This is a genomic window from Psychrobacter sp. 2Y5 (genome assembly GCF_051847375.1).
Lineage (GTDB): Bacteria > Pseudomonadota > Gammaproteobacteria > Pseudomonadales > Moraxellaceae > Psychrobacter.
In genome coordinates this window covers 129703-153225 of the sequence record NZ_JBPYDA010000007.1, presented here as the reverse complement: position 1 = coordinate 153225, position 23523 = coordinate 129703, and the positions used below count along the sequence as shown (strand labels likewise).

General features: G+C 45.4%; 21 protein-coding genes and 1 other RNA gene. 11 read left to right on the top strand and 11 right to left on the bottom strand.

The window, feature by feature from the left end; all coding sequences use genetic code 11:
* Nucleotides 1-37: 37 nt before the first annotated feature.
* From ACS8E3_RS09060 to ACS8E3_RS09045, 4 genes are all read right to left on the bottom strand, one after another.
* Nucleotides 38-1243, bottom strand: coding sequence for a HupE/UreJ family protein (locus ACS8E3_RS09060; RefSeq protein ID WP_439243416.1), 1206 nt, complete (start codon nucleotides 1241-1243; stop codon nucleotides 38-40).
* On the bottom strand, nucleotides 1240-2397 hold the full coding sequence (locus ACS8E3_RS09055; RefSeq protein WP_439243413.1) for a tetratricopeptide repeat protein: 1158 nt from the start codon (nucleotides 2395-2397) through the stop codon (nucleotides 1240-1242). The genes ACS8E3_RS09060 and ACS8E3_RS09055 overlap by 4 nt, the downstream gene beginning before the upstream one ends.
* A gap of 76 nt (nucleotides 2398-2473) precedes the next feature.
* Nucleotides 2474-2752 (bottom strand): hypothetical protein, encoded by a 279-nt coding sequence (locus ACS8E3_RS09050; RefSeq protein ID WP_439243410.1) that lies wholly within the window; start codon nucleotides 2750-2752, stop codon nucleotides 2474-2476.
* Between the two features lie 27 nt (nucleotides 2753-2779).
* The gene (locus tag ACS8E3_RS09045; RefSeq protein ID WP_439243407.1) at nucleotides 2780-4273 is read right to left on the bottom strand and encodes a DUF4331 domain-containing protein; all 1494 of its coding nucleotides are present in this window, start codon (nucleotides 4271-4273) and stop codon (nucleotides 2780-2782) included.
* A gap of 487 nt (nucleotides 4274-4760) precedes the next feature.
* Between ACS8E3_RS09045 and ACS8E3_RS09040 the strand changes: the two genes are divergently transcribed.
* Nucleotides 4761-5297: a cytochrome b gene (locus ACS8E3_RS09040; protein ID WP_439243405.1), complete on the top strand. Its 537-nt coding sequence runs from the start codon at nucleotides 4761-4763 to the stop codon at nucleotides 5295-5297.
* Nucleotides 5298-5370: 73 nt separating this feature from the next.
* Nucleotides 5371-5796 (top strand): PACE efflux transporter, encoded by a 426-nt coding sequence (locus ACS8E3_RS09035; RefSeq protein WP_439243403.1) that lies wholly within the window; start codon nucleotides 5371-5373, stop codon nucleotides 5794-5796.
* 256 nt (nucleotides 5797-6052) lie between these two features.
* On the opposite strand, the gene ACS8E3_RS09030 is transcribed toward ACS8E3_RS09035, so the two are convergent.
* The 5 genes from ACS8E3_RS09030 to ACS8E3_RS09010 form a co-directional block, all read right to left on the bottom strand.
* Nucleotides 6053-6568 carry a DUF302 domain-containing protein gene (locus tag ACS8E3_RS09030; RefSeq protein ID WP_439243401.1) on the bottom strand — a complete coding sequence of 172 codons (516 nt, stop codon included), beginning with the start codon at nucleotides 6566-6568 and terminating at the stop codon, nucleotides 6053-6055.
* A 90-nt stretch (nucleotides 6569-6658) separates the two neighbouring features.
* The gene (locus ACS8E3_RS09025; RefSeq protein ID WP_439243399.1) at nucleotides 6659-7444 is read right to left on the bottom strand and encodes an SDR family oxidoreductase; all 786 of its coding nucleotides are present in this window, start codon (nucleotides 7442-7444) and stop codon (nucleotides 6659-6661) included.
* Between the two features lie 35 nt (nucleotides 7445-7479).
* Complete coding sequence (locus tag ACS8E3_RS09020; protein ID WP_439243397.1) at nucleotides 7480-8412, bottom strand: SDR family oxidoreductase; 933 nt, start codon at nucleotides 8410-8412, stop codon at nucleotides 7480-7482.
* Nucleotides 8405-9298, bottom strand: a complete 894-nt coding sequence (locus ACS8E3_RS09015) for a bile acid:sodium symporter family protein (RefSeq protein WP_439243395.1) — start codon at nucleotides 9296-9298, stop codon at nucleotides 8405-8407. Before ACS8E3_RS09015 ends, ACS8E3_RS09020 begins: the two co-directional genes overlap by 8 nt.
* Nucleotides 9295-10695: a flavin-containing monooxygenase gene (locus ACS8E3_RS09010; RefSeq protein WP_439243393.1), complete on the bottom strand. Its 1401-nt coding sequence runs from the start codon at nucleotides 10693-10695 to the stop codon at nucleotides 9295-9297. The genes ACS8E3_RS09015 and ACS8E3_RS09010 overlap by 4 nt, the downstream gene beginning before the upstream one ends.
* 115 nt (nucleotides 10696-10810) lie before the next feature.
* Here ACS8E3_RS09010 and ACS8E3_RS09005 point away from each other — a divergent pair, with 115 nt between their 5' ends.
* The 3 genes from ACS8E3_RS09005 (at nucleotide 10811) to ACS8E3_RS08995 (ending at nucleotide 14220) form a co-directional block, all read left to right on the top strand.
* Nucleotides 10811-11158: a 4a-hydroxytetrahydrobiopterin dehydratase gene (locus ACS8E3_RS09005; RefSeq protein WP_439243391.1), complete on the top strand. Its 348-nt coding sequence runs from the start codon at nucleotides 10811-10813 to the stop codon at nucleotides 11156-11158.
* Nucleotides 11159-11260: 102 nt separating this feature from the next.
* Entirely contained in the window at nucleotides 11261-12670 is a 1410-nt protein-coding gene (nhaC, locus tag ACS8E3_RS09000) for a Na+/H+ antiporter NhaC (RefSeq protein WP_439243390.1), read from the top strand.
* Between the two features lie 170 nt (nucleotides 12671-12840).
* The gene (locus tag ACS8E3_RS08995) at nucleotides 12841-14220 is read left to right on the top strand and encodes an MBL fold metallo-hydrolase (RefSeq protein ID WP_439243388.1); all 1380 of its coding nucleotides are present in this window, start codon (nucleotides 12841-12843) and stop codon (nucleotides 14218-14220) included.
* Nucleotides 14221-14226: 6 nt separating this feature from the next.
* On the opposite strand, the gene ACS8E3_RS08990 is transcribed toward ACS8E3_RS08995, so the two are convergent.
* On the bottom strand, nucleotides 14227-15099 hold the full coding sequence (locus ACS8E3_RS08990; protein WP_439243386.1) for a PaaX family transcriptional regulator C-terminal domain-containing protein: 873 nt from the start codon (nucleotides 15097-15099) through the stop codon (nucleotides 14227-14229).
* Between the two features lie 152 nt (nucleotides 15100-15251).
* Here ACS8E3_RS08990 and ACS8E3_RS08985 point away from each other — a divergent pair, with 152 nt between their 5' ends.
* Nucleotides 15252-16928 (top strand): isovaleryl-CoA dehydrogenase, encoded by a 1677-nt coding sequence (locus ACS8E3_RS08985; RefSeq protein ID WP_439243384.1) that lies wholly within the window; start codon nucleotides 15252-15254, stop codon nucleotides 16926-16928.
* A gap of 79 nt (nucleotides 16929-17007) precedes the next feature.
* On the opposite strand, the gene ACS8E3_RS08980 is transcribed toward ACS8E3_RS08985, so the two are convergent.
* On the bottom strand, nucleotides 17008-17721 hold the full coding sequence (locus ACS8E3_RS08980) for an SIMPL domain-containing protein (protein WP_439243382.1): 714 nt from the start codon (nucleotides 17719-17721) through the stop codon (nucleotides 17008-17010).
* A 233-nt stretch (nucleotides 17722-17954) separates the two neighbouring features.
* Between ACS8E3_RS08980 and ffs the strand changes: the two genes are divergently transcribed.
* The 5 genes from ffs (at nucleotide 17955) to gloB (ending at nucleotide 23357) form a co-directional block, all read left to right on the top strand.
* Nucleotides 17955-18051, top strand: an RNA gene (gene ffs, locus ACS8E3_RS08975) — signal recognition particle sRNA small type.
* A gap of 179 nt (nucleotides 18052-18230) precedes the next feature.
* Nucleotides 18231-19079 carry a hypothetical protein gene (locus ACS8E3_RS08970; protein ID WP_439243380.1) on the top strand — a complete coding sequence of 283 codons (849 nt, stop codon included), beginning with the start codon at nucleotides 18231-18233 and terminating at the stop codon, nucleotides 19077-19079.
* 142 nt (nucleotides 19080-19221) lie between these two features.
* Nucleotides 19222-20331, top strand: coding sequence for a 3-phosphoserine/phosphohydroxythreonine transaminase (gene serC / locus ACS8E3_RS08965; protein WP_439243378.1), 1110 nt, complete (start codon nucleotides 19222-19224; stop codon nucleotides 20329-20331).
* Nucleotides 20332-20591: 260 nt separating this feature from the next.
* Complete coding sequence (locus ACS8E3_RS08960; protein ID WP_439243376.1) at nucleotides 20592-22445, top strand: extracellular solute-binding protein; 1854 nt, start codon at nucleotides 20592-20594, stop codon at nucleotides 22443-22445.
* A gap of 132 nt (nucleotides 22446-22577) precedes the next feature.
* Nucleotides 22578-23357: a hydroxyacylglutathione hydrolase gene (gene gloB, locus ACS8E3_RS08955; protein WP_439243374.1), complete on the top strand. Its 780-nt coding sequence runs from the start codon at nucleotides 22578-22580 to the stop codon at nucleotides 23355-23357.
* Nucleotides 23358-23523: the final 166 nt, after the last annotated feature.

Genomic DNA, 23523 nt, shown 5'->3' with positions numbered 1-23523 from the left:
AATCTCTTAAGAAGTTCTAAAGCTCATACTGCGAAAGCTAGCCTATAAACGCACGCTCTACAAACCACCACAGAGCAATAACAATACTCACTAGTGAGCCAAGGTAAAAGATGACCGTTTTATAAAAACTAGTATGGCGTAATAATAAAGCTAGCGGAAAGACTAAAATGATGAAAACAAGCTGTCCAAGCTCAATGCCAACATTGAAACTCAATAATGCCAAGACTCGCTCGCTAGTCGCTAGAGGCAAATCAACTAAAACATTGGCAAAACCGAAACCGTGTATCAAACCGAACACAAACGCCAAATAAACGGCTCTAACGCGCAGCATCGGCACTAAATTATTTAAGGCTGCAAAAGCTATCGATAGCGCAATCAAGGACTCGATAAAGCGGGCAGGAATGCTAACGAGACCGAGCGCTGCCAGGCTCAAGGTGATGGAGTGCGCAAGCGTAAAGGAAGTGGCGATCCAAAACACCTCTATTAACGCCGCCTTAGGTTTGGCAACGGCAACCAGTTGTTTTTGTTTACGCCGGTACACAGCAGGAACCAACAGCACAAATAAAAATAACAGATGATCGATACCAATCAGCAGATGATGAACGCCGCTCTGCAAAAAGTTGCTTGTTATAGATAGCCAACCTGCGCCCGCACCTTCACTAGTACCTAGAGGTGTTTGTCCGACGCTGAGCACCTGTAAAGGCAACTGGCTATCCGCTTGGGTCAAAATCAAGCGGTGATTGGCATCTACCCCTGCAAGTATCTGATAATCAAGATTGTCGATAGGCGCATCGCAGCTCAAAGTAAAGTTGCTATATAAGTAATTAAAGCCGCCACGAGTATTAATAGCTAATGGGGCAAAATCAGTCGTTTGGCACTCAGTACCATTGCTTTGTAATTGTACTTGCGCCGCAATTAATTGAGCGATCAGCGCTTGTTGTGACTTGACTTCCGCCCAGCTCACTTGCTGATCGCCGTTACCGTCTATATTTACCAGTAACGCTAAATCTCTGAGTGATACCTCGTATTCTGCGTTATAGTTGTTTTTAGCCGTAGTGTCAGTATCAGCCGTCGTTAAGTTTAGATAAGCAGTGCTGGCCTCATGCGCTTGCACTAAGGTGGAGCTCATCGCTAATAGCATGATTAATAACGGCGCTAGTAGATAACGATAGCTTTGATGCCAACTTATTGTCTTTGATCCTCTAAACGCCTTTGACTCACTAATCCCTGTTAAAAATCTCATAAGTGCGTCTCCTTGCTGAGATGGCGTTTATTTAGACTACGCTCTAGGGCTGGATATTCAAAACCAGTATCTTTTATAAACTGTTCTATAATCTCAATATCAGCCTGACTGTTAGCTTTAATTGCGGCAGTGGTATAAATAGCAATATCAGCAGTTTCTCGTTGCTGTTGCCAGTTTTCCTGCGCTAGCTTCAGCGCTAAGTCGATCTGGTTGCTAAGCAGAGCATAGTTTGCCTGTTCTCTTTTATGGGCGTTTTCTTGACGAATACGCCAAACCTCAATACGGTCTTGCATCAACGCTAAGTTTTGCTGAGCTTTAGGATCTTTTAATGCAACTTGCGCGCTAATGAGCTTTAGCAATAAAGCGTCTTTGTCAGTATGCTCTTGGAGCAACTGCCGCACCTTGTCATATTCGCCTTGAGCCAATAACCAATCTGCGCGCGCCATCAGTGTGGGTACAGTTTGGCTATCCATCACGGCAAAAACCTCTTTTGCTAACGACGCGTCTTGGCTACGCAGCGCAGCATCGGCTTGAATAAGGTATATCCATCGCGCGGTTGAGGTATCAAGCCCAGGAGCTAAACTCGCCAATCCGCTTAAGGTTTCCTTCGCTTGCGACAGCTTACCTGTCATGCTATGGATTTGAGCCACGCAGGCCAGTTGATAGACTCGAAGTGAGGCGTCATTCAGTCTATTACAGTAGCTCATTGCTTCATCAAATTGACCTTGTACCAATAACAAAGAAGATAGCGTCAATAGCGCATCAGGGTCGGATGGCTTTTGATTGAGTATCTGCTCTAAGACTCCTTTGGCCTCATCGAACTTATGCGCCGCTTGTAAAGCGCGTGCCCTCAGCATAAGAGTTTCAACGTTTTGTTCATCAGACTGATCTAACTGCGCTTGTGCTTGACCTAGTGCACGGGGATCTCCTTGCAAATACGCCCGTTCTAATAACTGCCGAGTCTGCTCGGGGCTAGTATTTGTGTTGCCAGAGATAAAGTCGCTAGTCGTTAAGTAACGCGGCGGCGGTGAATCAGTAGGTAAGGTGGCTAGAATTTGCTGATCATCATCAGGGGTGAAAGGCGCGGCAAAAAGTGTAGGGCTAGCAGCAGCGAATAGCGCTAATGATATAAAGAATGATTTTAACCTGTGCATAATATCTCTCAGCTTTTGACATAAATAAGCACCCAATCAGTAGAATGATCAGGTGCTAGGTTAATCTGACAGTGCTTTACAGTGAAGCGTTTGCATCAGTGATAGCAACGGGCTCAGCTGTGTTAGCCTCAGGCAATATAATTCGGTCTATATCTTGCGGCTCGTCAGTGTTGACATCGTTGCTAGCATCAATTACATCTGATGTTCTATCAACAGCTAATTGAGCATTAGCTTGATCAACTGAATCAGCATTTTCATTTTGATTATCAAAGTCAAAGTCGTTATTGTCACTGTTAGAGCAACCAATAAGAGCAGCTGAACCAGTGACCAATACGGCTAAAAATAGATAGCGCATAGTATTTCTCCTTGGGTTAGATTCAGCTTATCGGCTACCTGGATTCGGTGTCGTTAAATATGGAAAGACAGAATCAAAATCAGTAGCAGGCTTAAGAGCGCCGTCAGTGAAGAGCGCTTGACCGGCAGCGGCATCTTCAGGAACACACGTTACCTCTGCTGGTAGACCGGCATGACAGAGTGCACCCATAGAGACTCTTAGAGCGATATCGGTGACATCATCACCCGGACGTCTACCATTCGGGAAGCCTGCGACATCATCAGTATCGGCGTTAGGTCGACCATCGTCTTGACCTGGGATGATACTGAGAACACCTAGATCGTTTTGATTGGCGGCGGCGACAGCGGCGATGCTAGTATTGAGACGAAGCATATCTGCCGGTACTTGTTTTGCATTAGCCGGTTTATTGACTGTGGGTATCCCGGTCAAAAAGGCAGTAACTAGATCCTGACGAGGGAAGTTGGTAGGCGCCGGTGCACTTGGATATAAAGTTTCAATTAATGCAGGAAGCGTGGGATAGAAGACGTAAGGCGCAAATTTGGCCACATCATCTTTTGGCTCTGAGGCGTTAAATTTATCTTTATCTTTTAGACCGATAACGACTTCGTTGACCAATGGCATACCAAGTCTTGACACTTGCGTCCAAGCGCCGCCTTTTTTGGCAGTGGTATTAATACCTGAGCCAGGATTGCCATTTACTAGAGTCGCTTGACGGACACTAGCGGTAGTCCAAGCGCCGACTACAGGATCTGAACCAGCAGTTAAACAAGCCTTGGGCACTTCCATGGCGATTGAGGTGACGTTTTTATTAGCTAAAATGTTAGTACCACCATCTCGCTCGCCTAGTGGATTGAGGTTGATTAGGTCAAACACTTTACCTAAATCAATAGCGAAACCCTCAGCACGTTGACCGACAAACACTTTACCTTGTCCACAGCTGCCTAAGTTTAAAGTCTTGATAAAACTTCTGGCATAAGTAGGATAGTCAGGGAAAGATTTGGTACCAATGTAATCAAAAGGCTTATCAAAGCTACCTAAAGACGTGCGTGAACCACTACGGCGATCTCCTTTCACCATAGTAACTTCATAGGTCTCATTGGTTTGCACATTAGCTGGATTTGAGGCATCGCCAGCATTTACTAGCGGTATGGCTACATTTGGCGTTGAAGAATCACCATCTGAGTCAATCTCAATGCTGTTTAGGTTATGGGTAAAGTCAAACTGAAAAGTAATATCTTCGACGGCATCGCCGTTATTATCGATATGAATCTCATAAAGCGCGTCTGGATCTAAGGCGAAATAATTGGGTCCGCCGTAAGCATCCTGCAAGGGTAAGTAGTTGGCGATGATGGTGACATAGTCTGCTCGACCATTTTCATAACTATTAAACATATAGAAGTCAGAGGCATCGACTTTTGGGGTCTTAGTGATAGAAGGAGCTTCTCGGTGACTAGATGCGACAGCGCTTGCACTTAAGCATATGGCCATCGCTGAGATTAAGGCCTTGGTAGTGTATTTCATACGAATCCTTGTATAAAAACTAATGAGTTAGAGGTAGGCAGAAACTTTAAGCTTTAACGTTGAATCATACTTATTAAGTTTAGATAAAATACAAACTCAGCAAGTTAATATAAACTATACTCCTATTTGATTCTAATTATTACACCGTTCATCGGAAATATCGTTGTATTCATCGGTTAGGGTAAACCTTTATTTTTATAAAGGTTTTTATGATTTATTGCCGCTTAAACTATGGCTTAAGCTATGATTAAATTGAAGCAATAGCAGTCATTTGCTCGCAGATTTGCTATCATAGGCGCTGCTATTTATAGGGTTTTATTATTGAGTTGTTAGGATAGCCCCTAGTATTCAGCTCACAGGTATTTCATTATGGGTGACAAACTGCTGGCACAAGAATGGCTATGTAGAGCATTTATGTCTGGATATCTAGATAGTACGGCAGTTAAGTCTGGATAAAAGGTAACGCTTTCTATTTTAAAGGTGAAGTATGAACCAAGTTCAATCTAGGGTAGCTCCGCTAAACAAATGGCCTATGATCAGCCGTGTTTTTCATTGGATAAGCGCGCTACTATTATTAGTGACGTGGGCGCTGATGTTTCTTTATGACAATACCGATGACTCGCTTTATATTGGTTTGCATAAAGCGTTTGGCATAAGTTTATTGTTTTGGATGCTAGCTCGGGTTATTAGCCGCTTATTTGTCAAAGCGCCACCATCAGCGCCAATGCCTAAATGGCAAGATATCATCGCCAAGCTCACGCATTTTGCGCTGTATGCGCTACTGATTACCATGCCGATAGCAGGACTGCTGATGTCGGTCTATGGCGGCCGCGCGGTCAATGTGTTTGGCCTGTTCGAAATCCCAGTTTTCGTCACTCCAGATCGCGGTTTAGCACGTACCTTTAATGACTGGCATACTGATATCATTTGGCCGTTGATTCTTGCCTTTACTGCCGCTCACATTCTTGCGGCGCTATACCATCAATTTATCAAAAAAGATAAGCTGATGAAGCGTATTTGGTAGCGCTGAATGATGTGGTTTATAGTGATTGACCGATGTTTTGCTAAATGCTGCTGTAGTTAGGATAGTGATCGTTATGCGTACCAAAAAAGACCGTATCCGGCATACTTTAAGCTTTGAGATTATAGGTCTGCTAATCTTTGCACCACTAGCTAGTTTTGTCTTTGGGTTTGAGCTGCACACGATGGGAGCTATAGCGCTCGTAGGTTCTATTGTCGCTACGGTGTGGAACTATTTTTATAATATTATATTCGATAATGCCATGCTAAAACTGCGCGGTAGGGTGCAAAAAACGGTGCCAATAAGAGTGTTGCATGCCATCTTGTTTGAAGGCGGCTTACTGTTACTATTCTTGCCATTCATAGCGATATATCTAAACATTAGCCTTTGGGAGGCTTTTAAAATGGATATTGCGATGGCGACTTTTTATTTGATATATGCCTTTGTGTTTAACTGGGTCTATGACAAAGTATTTCCTATCCCTAATTCCGTTGCAGCTTAAGCTGAGCTTAGAGTGTCAAGGTGTTGCGATTATTTTTGTATGATAAATAAAAGGGTTTGCTTATTGGGCAAACCCTTTTTTATTTATAGTTCGTTTTAAATAAAATCAATACGCTAATGTTATCGTGCGGTTGGGATGAATTTTGCGCAGTGTCGAAGGAACGCAGCACGCAAGGAAAATTTATACCAATCGCACTGTCTCGTGTTTAAATAGAATCAACTATTTACTAAGACTATGTCCTAAAAGCTTAATCAGTCTACTTAGCAATAGCCGCTTGGCTAATACCATCGAGCGCTTTGGCGATATTGGCCAGCTGTGTATCGCAGCCTTGCAGGTTGTGACGATTTTTGAGGTATTGAGGATCGTTATAAGACAGCCAGACTCTCTGCTGTGCATCTTCAGTGATTAACACTTTTTGTGGTAAATCTATCGCGATGCTTTGCTCGCAATTCATCAACGGTGTACCCGCTTTTGGATTACCAAACATCACCACTTGTGTGGGCCGTAAGGATAAATTAACCCCAGCAGCGTTCTTTTGATGATCGACTTGCGCAAAGACTGTCATGCCTTTGTTTTCGATGACTTTGATGAGCTTATCGGCGGTATCTGAGACAGAATGATTGCTTTGCATAGTGATCAAGCCTTTTTTAGCATGAGTAGCAGGCGTTGTCATAGTGGTAGCGTGATTGGCATTATTTGGCAAAATATTTTCGACACTAGCACAAGACGTCGCCAGCAATGCCAAAGCGGCGATAGGGATAATTTTCAGCATAAAAATTCCTTTTAATGGTGATTTATATAGTAGTGATATATAGTAATTTTGGATTGAGAAGTCGTTGTCAGTAGAGTTTAGCATACCTGCCTATGACAGCTCATTGCCAAAGCGCTGACGTATTTGCTTGAGATAAAGGCTAGGGGCGATCCGCCAAAGAATACTACCGAAGCGTGAGACAGGTTCAGGCAAGATCCAGCGTTTACGCTGCGCTAGGCCTTGAGCAATCCTCTCAGCCATCCATTCAGCGCTACGAATACTGCCAATGACTGAGCGTTGATGTTGAGCGAGATTACCGTCATGACCGAGTGCATGTTCCTCAATAGGAGTGTCCAAAAAGCTAGGATACACCATTAGGATATGAATACCGTCAGCTTCTAACTCTAAACGCAGCACTTCAAAAAATTGCGTCAGCGCACTTTTGGCAGCGCAATAAGCGGCTCGTCCCGGCACTGGCATCCAGCCTGCCATGGAGCCGATACAGACGATCTGACCATGAGACTGCCTTAATAAAGGCAATGCTGCCATTGTCAGCTCTACTGGCCCTTGCCAGTTTACTGCCATGACCTTACGAAACACCGCAGGATCCGTTTGATGTGCTGGCGAGCGGTGTGTGATGCCAGCATTATTAACTAAGATATCAAGACGGCCAAAATGTGCACTTACTTTATTTATGAGTACATCGATGTCGTCAGCTTGTGTAATATCAGTGGCTACTGCCATGATTCTAGCGCTATCTGAGAATTCGGCTACTCTTGCCGCTAATGCCTCGGCATCGATGTCAGCGAGTACTAAGTGATGACCGGCGGCGTACCAATGACGAGCCATCGCCAAACCTAAACCAGACGCTGCGCCGGTAATTAATGTGACGGTCATAATGACGCTTTCCCTATAAAAGTTATTCGATAGCGTTAAGAATCGCCTAAACTATTAGCCGCCATAAAATAAGCAAATGTCTCAGCAGAAGTCTTGGCAGGCTGATAACCGAACTCTTCTTTTAAACGTCGATTATCTAGTACCGGACGATAACGCAAAAAATTGACTTGCTCAGGACCGGTGGGCTTACCGCGCCATTTAGCGACTTGTAGCGCTGCTTCGACCACCCAGACTGGCAGTGTCAACAGGGGTTTATTCAGCTTATCCGCGATCTGTGCCATGGTTAGTGCGCCATCGCCTGCCATATTGAAGATGCCAGTTTTATCCTCGCGAATCCCCATTTCCATCGCATTGATGACATCTTGATCCCAGATAAACACGAAAGGTGAGTCGCTGCCTTTGAGCGCTAAAATTCGCGGCGCCATAAACAAATCCGTGATTTGATTACGAGTGTCAGCACCTAACACAGTGCCGGGCCGGAATATCAGCTGTTGCAGCTCTGGATGCTTTTGCCGAAATTCCTTGAGTAGCTCTTCAATTTGCCGCTTATGATCCGAATAAGCAAATTCTGTATTACCGCGTAGCGCATGGTGCTCATCTATCCAAGTTGGATTGTCGGCATGATAGCCGTAAGCCGCTCCTGAGCTAGTGATGGTCAAATGCTGCACACCCGCCTTTACACAGCACGCAAGAACATTACGCGTCCCATTGACATCGATATCAAAGTCTCGTGCTCGATCTTTTGAGGCTTGTAAAATAGAGGCTAGATGCACCACATGGGTGATTCGCTCATCTATCAGTAACTGAGCGAGTTTATCTTCGCGTATATCTAAGATTTTTATAGCAAAGTCTAAATGATCACGAGTGCAAATATCAGTGCCCATGACCGAATAATGAGCGGCGAGTCGATTACCCAGTTGATGGCCGATGTAGCCTGCTGCGCCAGTGATAAGGATGCGTTTAGTCATAGGGCTTCCGTGCCCAAATTTGAGAGAGCGTCAGGCCTGAGACTAAGTGCCAGACGCCCCAAAAAGCGGTAATGAGCATCATGCTTCCTGCTTGCGGAAAAAAAGTAAATAAGATGACTAAGCCTAGCCCCGAATTTTGAATACCCACTTCCATAGTGACCGCACGGCGATCAGCAACAGGAAGTTTTAGCGCTGTACCCATACCGTAGCCAAGCGATAGCGCCAATAAATTATGAGCGACTACCAACCAAAAAAAACTATGAAAACGCTCGATAAATAAATCAAAATTGTTAGAAAAAGCGATAGCGACAAAGGCTAAAAATACCAATAGTGAGATAATGCGTAACGGTTTTTCGCTGCGAGCGACTAAATTGGGAAACTTGCGACCGGTCAACATCCCTAGTACCAAAGGCACAGCTAGCACTAACAGCACTAATAATAAAATGCTACTAGGCTCTAGGGTGATTTGGGTCAGATACTCACGGGTATGCGGGTTGAGCCAGCCATAAAAGGCAAAGTTCAGCGGCGTCAGAACCGTCGCCGCTAAGCTCGATACTGCCGTCATACTGACAGAGACCGCGACATTGCCGCGACCAAGCCAAGTCATGATGTTAGAAAAACTGCCACCAGGACAGGAAGCTACCAAAATCATGCCCAAAGCCAGCTCCGGCTCGATATTTAGCGCCCAAGTAAACAGGCAAGTGGCTAGCGGCAGTAATAAAAACTGAGCAAACAGGCCCGCGATAGGCGCAACAGGCGCTAATAAAATACGTTTAAAATCCTCAAAACGTAGCGTCAGTGACACCCCAAACATCATCAGCGCCAAAATAACGTTAAGCACAATTAAGCTGGCAGGGTCAAAGACTATCGGTAACGCGCCACTCATCTTAAAGAGTCCGGTTTGTGCTTTTGTCTATTAAATAACCTGCTTTTAAAGCGGCTCGCTTTAGAGCTAATGTTGGAAGATTTATGCTTGGCTTCTGCTTTATCCTCATCCGCTTGTAATGCAGCGATATGCTCAGCGAGGGTAGTTAGGTATTCGTCTTTATTGACATAATAAGCCATGCGTGCCAGCTTAATATAATCATAACCGCCGTCGAGCGTTATGTTGCTACGCGCGCGTTTAATCGCATCGAAATGATCGGCCGCGGCGCTGTTTTGCTCGCGCTGCTTGATATATAACGCGACTAAGCGCGCTTGCTGGTTGCGACCTTCCCAGCCAAGACCTGCCGCCTCAACCATGCCCATCATAAATAAAGTATCATAATCAGGATGAAAGACATTCATATACAGCTGCGGTGCGTCTTGCTCAGTCGGCCAATTAAGATGCTTACGCTTAATAAAAGGATAGTCAAGTAAATAGCCAGTCGCCATCAAGATTAAGTCGTAATCATCGCTGTTGCCATCACTAAAGGTCACCGTATGACTTTTGATAGCACTGATATCACGCTGCGGTGTGATATCACCATGACCTAAATGATGTAGCACTAAGGAGTTAATCACCGGATGCGACTCGTACATCAGGTAGTCAGGATCAGGCAGACCATAATCGGAAGGCTTGCCAACGACTATACTTATCATAGCGGCATCCAAGCGCTGTTTGGCTTTTCGTGGGAGCTTGAGTTTGCCGCCTAAGGTGTCGATAGGGCGGCCGTTGATGAATTTTGGCAGGAAATAATAGCCACGCCGTAAGCTGATAGCTACCGACCTGGCATGATGCACCGCGTCTACGGCGATGTCTGCCCCAGAATTGCCGCAACCGACAATAAGCACGTGTTTATCTGTAAATATAGACGGATCGCGATACTCGGAGGAGTGCATAAGCTTACCGGCAAACTCGCCCGGCAGGTTTGGCATATTCGGTTTATGTAAAGTACCATTGGCAATCAGCACACCTGTAAACACTCGAGACTGCTGTTTGCCATTATGTTCGCTGACTAAGCGCCATTTATCGCCCTCAGGCTCAAGGCTAACGACGCGAGTTGAGAATTCATAATGAGATTTAAGATGGTATTTATCAGCGAAATCTTGGAAATATTGGCGCAGCTCAGAATGGTGAGGGTAGCTGGCAACCGAGTCCGGCATCGGAAACTCGCTAAACTCCGTCATACGCTTGGAGGATATCAGATGCGCTGTCTCGTACATGGTACTATGTGGATTATCGATATCCCATAAGCCGCCGACATCGCTATGTCCCTCAAAACCAACGAAAGGAATATCGAGCTTTTGTAAATTACGCGCCGTAGCTAGCCCCATCGGACCGGCGCCAATGACAGCATACATAGTTATTCCCTTAAAATAAGCATTGAGTGTTACCCTTCCTAATTGGGTAGTATCATTATACTAGTCTAACTGCATTGAACCTTCAACAAGCGCTCATCAATAAAAGGAAAAAACGATGACTACTTTATCTAAATCCAGCTGCGAGCCCTGCCGGGCAAGCGCTCCTAGTTTGAGTGCGACTGAGATACAAGCGCTATTACCACAAATTCCTGATTGGTCGTTAATCGAAGTCGATGGTATTAAGCAATTACAGCGCCAGTATACCTTTAAGAATTTTAGCACCGCTATGGCTTTTGCCAATCAGTTGGCACAGATTGCTGAAGAGGAGGGGCATCATCCTAGTATTTTGGTGGAGTGGGGCAAGGCTACGGTGACTTGGTGGACCCACAGTATCAAGGGCCTGCACCATAATGACTTTATTATGGCGGCAAAAACCGATAGCCTGCTTAGCGCAAAAGTATAATGAGAGTGGAAAAAACGACCGTAACTCATTAAACTTGTCGGTTCAAAATAACCCTGATAGTCAGTTTCTAGCCAATACGTTTTGGCTGGTTAAGGATAGGTAATGTCACCAAAAATATTAACTCACCTCTCAACCCGATTAGCCTTTTTGATAGCGGCCATCGTCATCGCTGTCATGGGCGTGACTATGATAGGGTTTGACTGGGTACCACACTTATCTTTGCTGTTGGCTATCTGCGTATTATTAGCGATCGGCTTGATAAAAGGTTTGAGCTTCGAGGATATGCAAGCGCAAATGGCCTCAGGTGTCATGCGCGGAATTGGGGCGATTTATTTGTTCTTTTTTATCGGCTTAATGATAGCGGCTTTAATGATGTCCGGTGCGATACCGACCTTAATGTATTATGGCTTTGAGCTGATATCACCAGAGTTTTACTATCTCTCTGCCTTTATTTTAACCTCGATTATTGGGGTGACTTTAGGGAGTAGCTTGACCACTGCAGCCACTTTAGGGGTAGCGTTTATTGGCATGAGCCATGCTTTTGATGCCAATGTCGCTATTGCCGCAGGGGCAGTGGTTTCTGGGGCGTTTTTTGGTGACAAAATGTCACCTTTGTCCGATACTTGTACCATCGCCTCCTCAGTCGTTGGTATCGATCTGTTCGAGCACATTCGTAATATGATGTACACTACCGTACCGGCGTGGCTGTTGACAGTACTGCTGTTTTGGTTCTTCTCGGGAGACACCACAGGCACCAATCTTGGTCAAGTCACGCTACTACAAGCGCAGCTGATTGAGAGTGGCTTAGTGCACAGCTACGCAGTATTGCCTTTTGTGGCTTTAGTTGGGCTAGCGGTTTTTCGTATCAATGCTATCTATACGATAATTTGCACTATCAGCGTGGCGCTATTGATCACTTATTGGCATAGCTCGCCGAGCTTCGGAGAGCTTGGGAGTTATCTGTTTGGTGGATACGCTCCTGCAGAGTCGCTAGCTCTTGGCGAGGTAGCTGGTATGCTGTCGCGTGGCGGCGTGCAAAGCATGTTCTTCACCCAAACGATTGTGATTTTGGCATTGAGTTTGGGTGGGCTGTTGACAGCGTTAGGGGTGCTGCCAGCGCTATTATCAGGAATCAAAGCGTCCTTGACCTCCTCAGGACGGGCGATATTCGCTGCTGCTATGTCGGCACTTAGTATCAACGTGCTCATCGGCGAGCAGTATTTGAGTATTTTGATCTCAGGGACTTCTTTTCGTTCGACCTTTGAGCGCTTAAACTTGCACCCAAAAAACCTCTCTCGTACCATTGAAGACGCGGGTACCGTTATCAATCCTCTAGTACCTTGGAGCGTCTGCGGTGTGTTTATCAGTCAAGCTCTAGGCGTGCCTGTCCTTGATTATCTGCCGTACGCTTTTTTCTGCTATTTATCTCTGCTACTGACGCTTATTTTTGGCTTCACTGGCATCACTATTAGTCCTGCTAAAAGTACCGAGCCTAAGACTAAAGTGGTTTAATCAAAGCTGGCTAAGATTCGGTTTAGTATCACAGCGCTTAGTATCTCAGCTTAGTATCGAAACGGTATAATATATACCATGTTAATATATGTTATTGTATATTGATGAAGGCTAAAATCCTGTGTTATCTTCAAAGACAGTCAGGACTTATATCGCACAAGGAGATAACTATGCTGTTTGAAAAGATAAAAACCCCGGGGCTTTCGCACCTGTCCTATTTGTTTGGCTCGAACGGACAAGCGGCAGTGGTTGACCCACGTCGTGACTGCGCCATTTATGTCGAAAAAGCACGGGCTACCGGGCTTAAGATTACTCATATATTTGAAACGCATCGTAACGAAGACTTAGTCTCAGGCGCTCCTATATTAGCGCAGCTTACTGGCGCTAGTGTCTATCACGGTCCCAATCCAGAGCGCGAAATCGTCTATGCGCAAACGGCGCGAGAGGGGGATAGTTTTGCGATTGGTCAGCTTGAGATACAAGTGCTTGAGACTCCTGGGCATACCTTTGATCATCTAGCGTATGCTATGTTTGATAGCGCTTATCCTAACGAGGCAGTTGGTGTATTCACAGGGGATGCGCTATTCGTCGGTGATGTAGGGCGCACAGACTTTTATCCGGATCGGCGCGAAGAAGTCGCTGGTCTGCTTTATGATTCGCTACAAAAGATCATCGCTCTAGGCGATCAAGCGATGATTTATCCGGCGCATGGGGCCGGTTCGGTTTGTGGTTCAGGGATGGCAGAGCGTGAGTTCTCAAGCGTTGGGCATGAAAGGCTGAATAATCCAAGATTACAAATCGAGAGCCGAGATAAGTTTATTCAAGCGAAGATTAGCGAAAATCATTATCAGCCGCCTTATTTTAAGCTCATGGAACGCCTTAACATGGAAGGCGGCGAGCCTGCCCCTGTCGTGATGAGACCACGTAATCTGACCCTTGAACAACTCAACGATTGCAAAATCGATCACCTAATAGATATTCGTGAGCCGCTAGCTTATGCTTCAGCTCATTTGCCGGGCGCTATGAGTCTGCCTGTCGGTATGATTTCCGCTTTTGCAGGCTGGTTTATTAAAGATGGCGAGAGCATAGCGCTGATTGCCTCTGATGAGGAGCAGCTGGCGACGGCGATGACGCATTTGGTCAGGATTGCTCTTGATAATATCGTAGGCGGCTATGTCGGTCTAATCTCAGCGGCCAAAAAAGGCGAGAGTATAGAGCAAATACCGATGATAGCGACTGAGGAGGTACGATCGCGTCTCGAAGGTAGTGCTGATTTTATCAATAATACTAATGATAGCAAGGCTTGGACGTTACTTGATGTCAGAGACCTTGATGAGCGCAGCGAGTCTGCGATAGATGAGTCTGAGCATATCTATATCGGTCATCTCAATGAGCGTTGGCGCGATCTAGATAAAGAGGAGCATTATACGTTGATGTGTGCCAGTGGTCAGCGAGCGACGGTCGCAGCAGGGTGGCTGGCAAGTCAAGGCTTCCAGCATCTCGATATTTATCTTGGCGGGATTAGTGCTTGGCAGGCTGAGCAAGCGTAAAACGTATTAGTTTATATTAACGCTATAGGCGCCACTATCATTCTTTTTATCCATAGTGAGCTCACTTGTTTGTGTAAAAAAAGCATACCATAGCTCACGGCCCTGTGCATTAAACTGGCGTACGGTATCAAAGAAGTGCTGACGAGCCGCTTCATCGACTAAAGGCGCGGGCAATAAAGGATCAAAAACGACATTGCGAATAGCAAAATCGCCAAGAAGATAAGCTTCCCGCAGCGCAGTGTCATTATCAAGAGTGTGCCGAGAGTTTTGCCAATCGCTCAGCTGTTCTGACAGATTTTTATAATGTGACTCTAGTTGTATATCTGCCCAAAGGCCGAGTGATTTTTTTTGCCGATCCTTATCAAAGCGGCTTGCTTGAAATACTGCGGCTTCGGGCTCTAATTGTAAATCGAGTAGCCGTGACCTTATCCCTTCAACACCGCCGCTCAAGTTATTAGGACGAATATAAAGCCCAGCATCGAGCTCACGAAAGCCTAATAAAGATAGCGCTCTCATACGGGCGCGCAGTATTTTGCGATCGCTACGCGGCAGCCCGCCGGTAGTCACGGCTATCCAAGAACCTTCCCATGCTATAACGCGCTTATCCGCGTGTTCCCAAGCGGCGACATCAGCCCCTAACTTCTTAGCTTTCGGGCCCAAGCGATAAACAGCAGCATCCACCGCCTCAACCAATTCTGCTTGCGTCAAACGAGCCATAGTTACCCGTATATTATTTTCCTTTATCGCAAATAGCCTGCCAGCGCGAATGATCTCAGCTATGCTAAGGGTTTCGTGGTTAGCAACTGTCAGGAGGCGCAAAATGAGAGAGCGAGCGGCTGGCCATTGGTAATTACATTCTTTGACAATATGTGATTCCATGTGTAATACTCTAAATTTAGTCGTTTATTATTTAGTCACTTAAGATTTAGTCGTTTATTATAATGCAAGATAGGCAGTCATGAGTGCTAAGTAAAATAAATGAACAGTAACGAGTAACAAGGATAGTCAGCCAAATATTAGGAAGGATTACTATGAAGGATACCGAGCAGATGTCAACGGCCAATCAATTCAGCACCCATGAAGTCAATAATCAGCCGGTCGCTTTAGCGCATTATAACGCTTGGGAGACTGATGACGCGCTAAAAGAAGCCGTTATTCGAGAAGGCGCGTCGTGGGCCAGTGCTCATTTGAGCGAGTTTGGGGCCCGCACCGGTGGTGACATGATAGATAAGGGCTTTGCTGCCAATGAAACCCCCCCTAAATTTCGACCCTTTGATCGCTATGGTCACCGTATAGACGAAGTTGAATTTCATCCTGCTTATCATGAGTTGATGGCGGCGGGTGTACAGTACGGCATGAGTAATTTTGCTTGGCGTAACGAGAGTCGCCAAAGCGCGCACGTAGCGCGAGCGGCAGTTATGTATCTTGGCTCACAAGCAGAAGCCGGCTTTGGCTGTCCAATGTCGATGACTTACGCGGCTATTCCAGCTTTGCGCCACAATGTAGAGCTCGCTGAAAAATGGATACCGAAACTGCTATCAACAGAATACGATCCTCGTAGCTTACCTATGGAGCAAAAAACTGGCTGTACTATCGGCATGGGGATGACGGAAAAACAAGGCGGTTCCGACTTACGGCGTAACAGCACCAAAGCCATTAAGCAAAACGACGACAGTTACCGAATCATTGGTCATAAATGGTTTTATTCTGCGCCTATGTCTGACGCTCATTTAGTATTAGCCCAATCTGAAAACGGACTTAGCTGTTTTTTAGTACCGAGGTTTCGCCCCGATGGCACGCTCAATGCAGTAAGGATTCAACGCCTTAAGGATAAACTTGGCGACTGGTCGAATGCTTCTTCTGAGGTAGAGTTTGCCGGTGCTTTTGGCGAGTTAGTAGGAGTGGAGGGCAGAGGTGTCGCCACTATCATCGAGATGGTGGCCTTAACCCGGCTCGATTGTATGATAGGCTCAGCGGCGCAAATGCGGCAAGCAGTCGTACAAGCGATTCACCATACTTCTGGACGTGAAGCTTTCGGCGATTTATTAATCAATCAACCGCTTATGCGCAATGTGCTCGCTGATTTGGCTTTAGAGTCTGATGCGGCATTAGCCTTAACCATGAGAGTGGCGCGCGCCATCAGTATGATTGAGACCGACGCGCACGAAGCAGCGCTAGCGCGTATCGCGACAGCTATTGGTAAATATTGGATATGCAAGCGTACGCCAGTGTTAGTCAATGAAGCACAAGAATGTCTCGGCGGTATCGGTTATGTCGAAGAAAATATCATGCCGAGGCTTTATCGTCAGGCACCGCTCAACTCAATTTGGGAAGGTAGCGGAAATATCCAGTGCCTTGATGTGCTCCGCGCATTAAACAAAGAACCGGCTACTCGTGAGGCGTTGTTTACTGAGTTGCAAACCGCTGCTGGCAAAAACAGTTATTTTGATAAAGAGCTTGAGCAACTAGCGAGTTATTTTGAGGATGTAGAGACTTTAGAGTTTAGAAGTCGCCACGTCATAGAGCGCTTGGCGTTGATGCTGCAAGCTTCCATCTTACTAAATACGGAAAATAAAGACATAGCAGCAGCGTTCTGCCGCTCGCGTCTAGGCGGAGAGCACGGACTGGCTTTTGGCACGCTCGGTCCAAAAGCGCCCGTAGATCAGCTGATCGAACGCGCTGCGGGTGCGACAAGGTCAGTGACTTAGCACTATCGACTCAGTATCATCCAATTAGGATCACCCACGTAGCATCATTTATCGATTAGTATTATCACTAATCGACTAGCTACTTAGTCAGCTCGATAGTACCGTTGGCGGTAACAGAAACGGTGCTATTGCCCGATTCAAAGTTTTGACTCGGTACTGAAGCCTCAGCATCAGCGGCACGCATGCTGCTATACATAGGGCGTGGGTAGTTAGTATTTCCAGCATTGAGGTTGACGCTTACCACGCGGTAACCGCGCGCATCCCAAGCACGAGTTAAGTTTTTGGCTTGTTGCTGAAAAGCTCGAGACGCTTCAGTCATTAGTTTTTGTTCCAAAGCGTCTTTTTTGCTTTCTGATATACCAAAGTTTAGGTTGTTCATCACTAAAGTTTCTTGCAGATCTGCAATAAGCTGACTGGTCGCGGTGAAGTCGGTGCTTTTTAGGTCAAGATTGGCTTGTCCGGTCCAGCCGATGATCTTGTCGTTTTTATCATAACGCGGATAAGTGCTTTGTTGACCGGTGCTGACGGTGACGCTAGGGTAGCGCTTAGCAATCGCTAAGGCCCTATTGATTGAAGTATTGAGAGTCGTTGCCAAAGTCTTAGCATCAGTCGCTTGTGCTTTTTTATAGAGGCTGGCGCGTACTTCATCATTAGCGATCTCTTCTTTGACTTCCGTCTGAAAAGTGACTTGATCGTAACCGGAGGGCTCGGCGTGGGCGGTGCTCATTGCTGCGCTCAATAAAAAAGCGCTGCCAGTCATTAAAGCCAGTTTAGTCGTTAGTAAGTTTTTCATCGTAACTCCTTAAATGAATAGTTTTTAAAAGCACATAATTTAATAGTTTTTTTAGAGATTATTAACATAACAAATCTGATAATAAATAATATAAGTGTTTTGTCACAACCTTACTGCTTTCTAGCAGGCTTAAAGCTAACCACAGCGTCTAACTATAGTGTGAAAAGATATAGTTTATAGCGTTAGGGCTTGTAAAATAGAAAAAAGTAAGTATAATTTGCAACTGGTGGCTCCATTGGTAGCCTCGCAACAGTGTTCTATGAACCCCGCCAGGACCGGAAGGTAGCAACGGTATTAGATTCATTGTGTGCCGAGGATGTGCTGATGGAGTCGCTTTTTTTTGTCCAAAATTTGGCTATTATTTATTTGCCCTTCTAGAGGGTTTTTTTTGGTCAAAATTTTATGTAGATATAATCATCAATTAATATAATAGATAAGTTGAGTTGCTTGCATACTGCCAGCTTAAACGCTACGATATTGAGTCTAAATGAGTAGGATAAATCATCTAAATGAGTGACACCCGACAGCCTCTTTTATCTACTGAGCAGCGCCAACGCTCTGAGCTTTATGCTCGCCAGCAACAAGCTCAGCAGCGACAGATTTTGGCGATGATGGGTATCGGACAATGGGTGCGACCAGACTCACCAACGCTAAAAATAAGCGATATTGCTGATAGCGCGGGCGAAGTAGAAGCGACCCATTCATTAACTGAGCAGCAGCCAGTATTGGATGAGCAAGTTGAACCAGACGTACGAATTGATGATTCAGTAGATAAACGCTCTACTACTGCGCCAGTCGCTCCAGACGATGAGGCATCAACTACTGATCACGCAAAAATCAATAGCTTCGATAATGACAGTTTTGATGTTGATGTTGCTAATAATGATGATAGTTTAAAGGCTATCAACAAGTCTTACAACTTTAACGATCTTAATAGCTTTAGCGAATCAGAGCGTATTGAGGAAGCAAACCATAACGCTGAGACTATAAGCTTAGATAAAGTAGCGCCGTTTGATTTACAAGGCGCTCGTTATGGCAATTGGGTGCTAATAGTGGATATTCAGGCGCTCGATAACGACAGTCAAAAGCTTTGGCAAAACATCATGCAAGCGCTATCATTAGACTGTGAGACCAGCTCCTTTCCTATATGCGCAGGCATGGATACCGCTGAGCTTGCTAACGCTAGTCTCGCCGGTTATATTTTTAAGATTGCACAGAGCGAAGATATTCAAGTAGCAGCATTGACCGCTTTACCTGAAGGTCTTACTCATCCGGCTTTGACAGAGGTGCCGACTTTGCAGGCTATGCTCGCAGAGGCGACGCTAAAACGCCAGCTATGGCAGCACATCTCTAATTAGCAGCTCTACTTAGCAGTAAACAGCGGTTATTATACGTATACTCTTTTTTCCGTCAGTACGATAGTCTTTTACACCTTCATACGTTCGTCTGAACAATAGCTCTAAAACCTTACTTCACTCCTTATTATTTAGGATTATGATTATGTCTGATAATACTGCTCCGCACCGGGTACCCAATTTTTCTGCTGGACCGGCGACTATTCCCACTGAAGTGCTTCAGCGCGCGCAAAGCGAAATGCTAGATTGGCAAGGTCGCGGGGTCTCAGTGATGGAGGTCAGCCACCGCAGTAAAGAATATATCGCGATTACCGAAAAAGCGGAAAGTAAATTGCGCTCGCTGATGGACATTCCTGATAATTATAAAGTGCTGTTTTTGCAGGGCGGCGCCAGTCTGCAATTTTCTGCTATTCCATTGAACTTATTAAACAATGGCCGCGCTGACTATTTATCTACAGGTACTTGGTCGGACAAAGCCATTAAAGAGGCCAAGCGCTACGCTAAACTAGGCTTAGGCGAGATAAACGTGGTCGCTAGTGGTAAACAAGGCAATTTCACGGACGTACCCGCATCTGATGAGTGGACTTTGAGTGATGACGCGACGTATTTTCATTACTGCGCCAATGAGACCATTCATGGCCTACAAATATTTGAGCCGCCAAAGGTAGATGCGCCGCTTATCGTCGATATGTCATCAAACATCTTATCGCAGCCGATTGACGTCTCTAATTACGGCATGATCTATGCGGGGGCACAAAAGAATATCGGTCCAGCAGGCCTCGTTATTGTCATCATCCGTGATGATTTACTAAATCAAGCTAGCGACTGGTGTCCACTGCTGATGAACTATACTCATCAAGCCGAAAAAGAATCGATGTCTAATACGCCAGCGACGTATTCTTGGTATTTAGCGGGCTTAGTATTTGATTGGTTAGAAGAGCAGGGCGGCGTGGAGGCTATCGGCAAAATCAATCAGCAAAAAGCGGATTTATTATATAAGACTATTGACGATAGTGAGTTTTATAATAACCCTGTTGCCAAAAAATACCGCTCGATTATGAATGTGCCTTTTACCTTAGCAGATGACAGCTTAGATAAAGTATTCTTAGAAGAGTCAGAAAAAGCGGGCTTGCTACATCTAAAAGGTCATCGCGATGTCGGCGGTATGCGCGCTAGTATCTATAATGCGGTGTCGCTTGAGTGGGTACAAAAGCTAGTGAACTTTATGCAGGACTTTGAAAAGAAGTATGCTTAAGAGATGTAGTGATTATTATAGACAAAATCCAAAAGACGTCACTTAATAAGTGGCGTTTTTTGCTAAACAAGAAGAGAAATTACTGAAATCATTTTTTAAAGGCGATATCTAAAAAATAGCAAAACTCGTCTACGCTTTTGATTAGGTGAAAAAAGCGAAGTTTGGTATGATAAAATTTTGCAACACCGCTAGAATTAGGCTACTGTCAAAAGTCTGCTTTGATAAAAAGCGCCGATAGCGCCCATAATGATAGACAAGCTATGATCAACAACGCTCCTATACAAGCTATATTATACAAGTCATATAAGGCCGCTACTTTGAGCCTCCTGCTTTGCTGCGCATCGATTAGTCATGCCAAAATCATTAGCACTAAAGCGCTTGGACATAATAGTAGCGCTGAATACATTGACGCGCCGTTTATGCCGTATGCTAATCCTGATGCGCCAAAAGGTGGTACGCTGTCATTGGATGCTCGCGGCACCTTTAACGCGGCTAATAAGTGGATGACAACCGGCGTGGCGATGGTTGGCACCGATTATCTGTACGATACTTTGATGACTGGCTCGCTCAATGAAGCTTTTACGATGTATCCGCAGCTTGCAACAGGCGTGACTTACGATACTGAGGATGCCAGCTGGATTATTTATCATCTTAATCCTAAAGCCAAGTTTTGGGACGGCACGCCAGTGACTAGTAGCGATGTGAAAGCCACTTACGAGGCGATACTCACTAAAGGACCGATGTATATTCGCAGCTATCTAGGCGATATCAAAGAATTACAGATTATAGATCAGCAGCAGATTAAGTTTGTATTCAACTCCGACGATAATAAAGAGATTCTACTAACTGTGGGCCAGTTTCCTATCTTTTCAAAATCCTCAATCGATGCGGATTTTGAAAAGATAAGTTTAACGCCATTGATGGGTAGTGGCCCTTATAAGTTAGGCCGTGTCGAAGCAGGACGTTCGGTCAGTTATGTGCGCGATCCTAACTATTGGGCCCGTGATCTAGCAGTCAATCGTGGTCGCTATAACTTTGACATTATTAAGTTTGTCTACTATCAAAGCGATGAGATTGCCTTTGAGGGTTTTAAGTCTGGACAGTATCGCTTTCGTCCCGAAAATAAAGCTTCAAATTGGGCAACCGGCTATAATTTTCCTGCCGCAAAAGCGGGGATGGTTGTGAAAGAGTCGATAGACAGTCGAAATCCGGTGCCGATGCAGGGGCTAGTGATGAATATGCGTCGGCCTTTGTTTCAAGACATTCGCGTGCGTCAGGCGCTCAGCTTAGCGTATGATTTTGAATGGATGAATAAGACTTTATTTCATGGCCAGTATGAGCGCTTGCAAAGCTTCTTTCATGGCTCAGAATTGGCGGCTACTGGTAAGCCATCGACTACAGAAATGCAAGTATTGACGCCATTATTGAACGAGCTTGATCCTATTCAACGCCAAGGTGTGCTGAGTGATTGGCAACTGCCTAAGAGCGATGGTAACGGCTTTAATCGAGACAGCTTACTCAAAGCACGGCAACTGCTACTCGATGCCGGATTTTATTATCAGGACATGAAGTTGTATCAGCCGAATGGTCAGCTGGCACAGATTGAGATTTTGATGACAGGCGATACGCTTGGCAGGGTGCTGCTGCCTTATATTCGTAATGTTGAGCGCCTAGGGTTTACCGCCAAGCTGCGACAAGTAGACGGTCCACAATACTTCGAACGCACGCGCAGTTATGATTATGATATGACCACTGATGTGTTCGCGCAAAGTTTGTCACCAGGCGCTGAACAAGCAGCATTTTGGGGCAGCGCGGCCGCTGATGAAGTTGGTAATCGCAATACGATCGGCATCAAAAATCCAGCGATAGATAAAGTTGTTGAGGCGCTTGGAGATGCCGAGAGCCGTGAGGAGATTGTGCTTTATACTAAAGTATTAGATCGTCTGTTACGAGCGGGTCATTACTTAGTCCCGCTATATGGCAAGTCTAGCACCAATGTGGCGTACTGGAATCAATACCGCCATACTACCTTGCCAACCAATGCGGTAGGCATCGATTACTGGTGGGTGGATAAAGCGGCAGAAGCTAAAGTTAATGGCTATTTGAAACGTTAATTTACAGCACTTAGTTTTAAGGCAAAGTGAAAAAGCTAAGCGTTCAACTTGAATTAAACTGTTAATGACAGTGATATAAACACAAGTCTAAGACAAATTAGTAAAATCAGTTTTAATCAATAAGGGTTCGATATGAGTATTCAAATTATTCCAATAAAAGCATTTAACGATAATTATATTTGGACACTAATTAATAAGAATAATAAGCAAGCCATCGTCATTGATCCAGGCCAAGCGCAGCCTGTCGCCGATTATATGGAAGAGCATGGCCTAGAGATGACCTCTATTTGGACAACACATCATCATTTTGATCATGTCGGCGGGGTGATGGAGCTACAAGAGCACTTTCCGATGACTCATATCGTCGCGCATAGCGAGCATGGCGTTGAGCAGGATCAAACCATCAAGGATGGGAGTACAGTTAGCGCTTGGGGCTGCTCAGCGCAAGTTTGGGATATTCCAGGCCATACCGCTAGCCACATGGCTTACGTCTTAGATATCGAGGGCCAAAAGCACTGCTTCTGCGGTGATACGCTCTTTAGTGCTGGCTGTGGCCGCGTCTTTACTGGTACGATGGAGCAGCTGTACCAAAGCTTTCGACGTCTAAATGGTTTGCCTGAGGACACTTTGCTGTATCCTGCGCACGAGTATACCGTCAATAACTTGCGCTTTGGCCTCGCTATTGAGCCTGGCAATGTGGCCATGCAGCAAGCGCTAGCAAAAAGCGAGGAGCTCACCGCACAAGGGCTCTGTACGCTGCCAGTCACTTTAGCTCATGAGCGTGAAGTGAACGTCTTTTTGCGAGTCGATGAGCCAAGCGTGATAGCGGGCGTTAAAGCTAAAGTAGCAATCGACAATGAAGAGCGCTTAACAGTGTTTACAGCGCTACGAGAGCTGAAGGATAACTTTTAAAGTTAGCACTATAGTCAATTCGAAACAAAATCGATAGGTTTATTTTGTCCGGCTACTGGTACAAATTTTCTTTGCTTGCTGTGCGCTTCGCACTCCTCGATGCTGCATAACCAATGTTTAAAATAAGCATCCCAGTAGCACTGTATCGGTTTTAAAGTGAATCAAC

Coding starts and splice junctions, on each gene's coding strand:
- ACS8E3_RS09045 (WP_439243407.1), bottom strand. CDS start 4,273: ATGAAATACACTACCAAGGCCTTAATCTCAGCGATGGCCATATGCTTA.
- ACS8E3_RS08980 (WP_439243382.1), bottom strand. CDS start 17,721: ATGAAAAACTTACTAACGACTAAACTGGCTTTAATGACTGGCAGCGCT.
- ACS8E3_RS09055 (WP_439243413.1), bottom strand. CDS start 2,397: ATGCACAGGTTAAAATCATTCTTTATATCATTAGCGCTATTCGCTGCT.
- ACS8E3_RS08995 (WP_439243388.1), top strand. CDS start 12,841: ATGCTGTTTGAAAAGATAAAAACCCCGGGGCTTTCGCACCTGTCCTAT.
- ACS8E3_RS08985 (WP_439243384.1), top strand. CDS start 15,252: ATGAAGGATACCGAGCAGATGTCAACGGCCAATCAATTCAGCACCCAT.
- ACS8E3_RS09050 (WP_439243410.1), bottom strand. CDS start 2,752: ATGCGCTATCTATTTTTAGCCGTATTGGTCACTGGTTCAGCTGCTCTT.
- ACS8E3_RS09010 (WP_439243393.1), bottom strand. CDS start 10,695: ATGTATGCTGTCATTGGCGCCGGTCCGATGGGGCTAGCTACGGCGCGT.
- ACS8E3_RS09020 (WP_439243397.1), bottom strand. CDS start 8,412: ATGACTAAACGCATCCTTATCACTGGCGCAGCAGGCTACATCGGCCAT.
- ACS8E3_RS09025 (WP_439243399.1), bottom strand. CDS start 7,444: ATGACCGTCACATTAATTACCGGCGCAGCGTCTGGTTTAGGTTTGGCG.
- ACS8E3_RS09015 (WP_439243395.1), bottom strand. CDS start 9,298: ATGAGTGGCGCGTTACCGATAGTCTTTGACCCTGCCAGCTTAATTGTG.
- ACS8E3_RS09040 (WP_439243405.1), top strand. CDS start 4,761: ATGAACCAAGTTCAATCTAGGGTAGCTCCGCTAAACAAATGGCCTATG.
- gloB (WP_439243374.1), top strand. CDS start 22,578: ATGAGTATTCAAATTATTCCAATAAAAGCATTTAACGATAATTATATT.
- ACS8E3_RS08960 (WP_439243376.1), top strand. CDS start 20,592: ATGATCAACAACGCTCCTATACAAGCTATATTATACAAGTCATATAAG.
- serC (WP_439243378.1), top strand. CDS start 19,222: ATGTCTGATAATACTGCTCCGCACCGGGTACCCAATTTTTCTGCTGGA.
- ACS8E3_RS09035 (WP_439243403.1), top strand. CDS start 5,371: ATGCGTACCAAAAAAGACCGTATCCGGCATACTTTAAGCTTTGAGATT.
- nhaC (WP_439243390.1), top strand. CDS start 11,261: ATGTCACCAAAAATATTAACTCACCTCTCAACCCGATTAGCCTTTTTG.
- ACS8E3_RS09030 (WP_439243401.1), bottom strand. CDS start 6,568: ATGCTGAAAATTATCCCTATCGCCGCTTTGGCATTGCTGGCGACGTCT.
- ACS8E3_RS09005 (WP_439243391.1), top strand. CDS start 10,811: ATGACTACTTTATCTAAATCCAGCTGCGAGCCCTGCCGGGCAAGCGCT.
- ACS8E3_RS08990 (WP_439243386.1), bottom strand. CDS start 15,099: ATGGAATCACATATTGTCAAAGAATGTAATTACCAATGGCCAGCCGCT.
- ACS8E3_RS08970 (WP_439243380.1), top strand. CDS start 18,231: ATGAGTGACACCCGACAGCCTCTTTTATCTACTGAGCAGCGCCAACGC.
- ACS8E3_RS09060 (WP_439243416.1), bottom strand. CDS start 1,243: ATGAGATTTTTAACAGGGATTAGTGAGTCAAAGGCGTTTAGAGGATCA.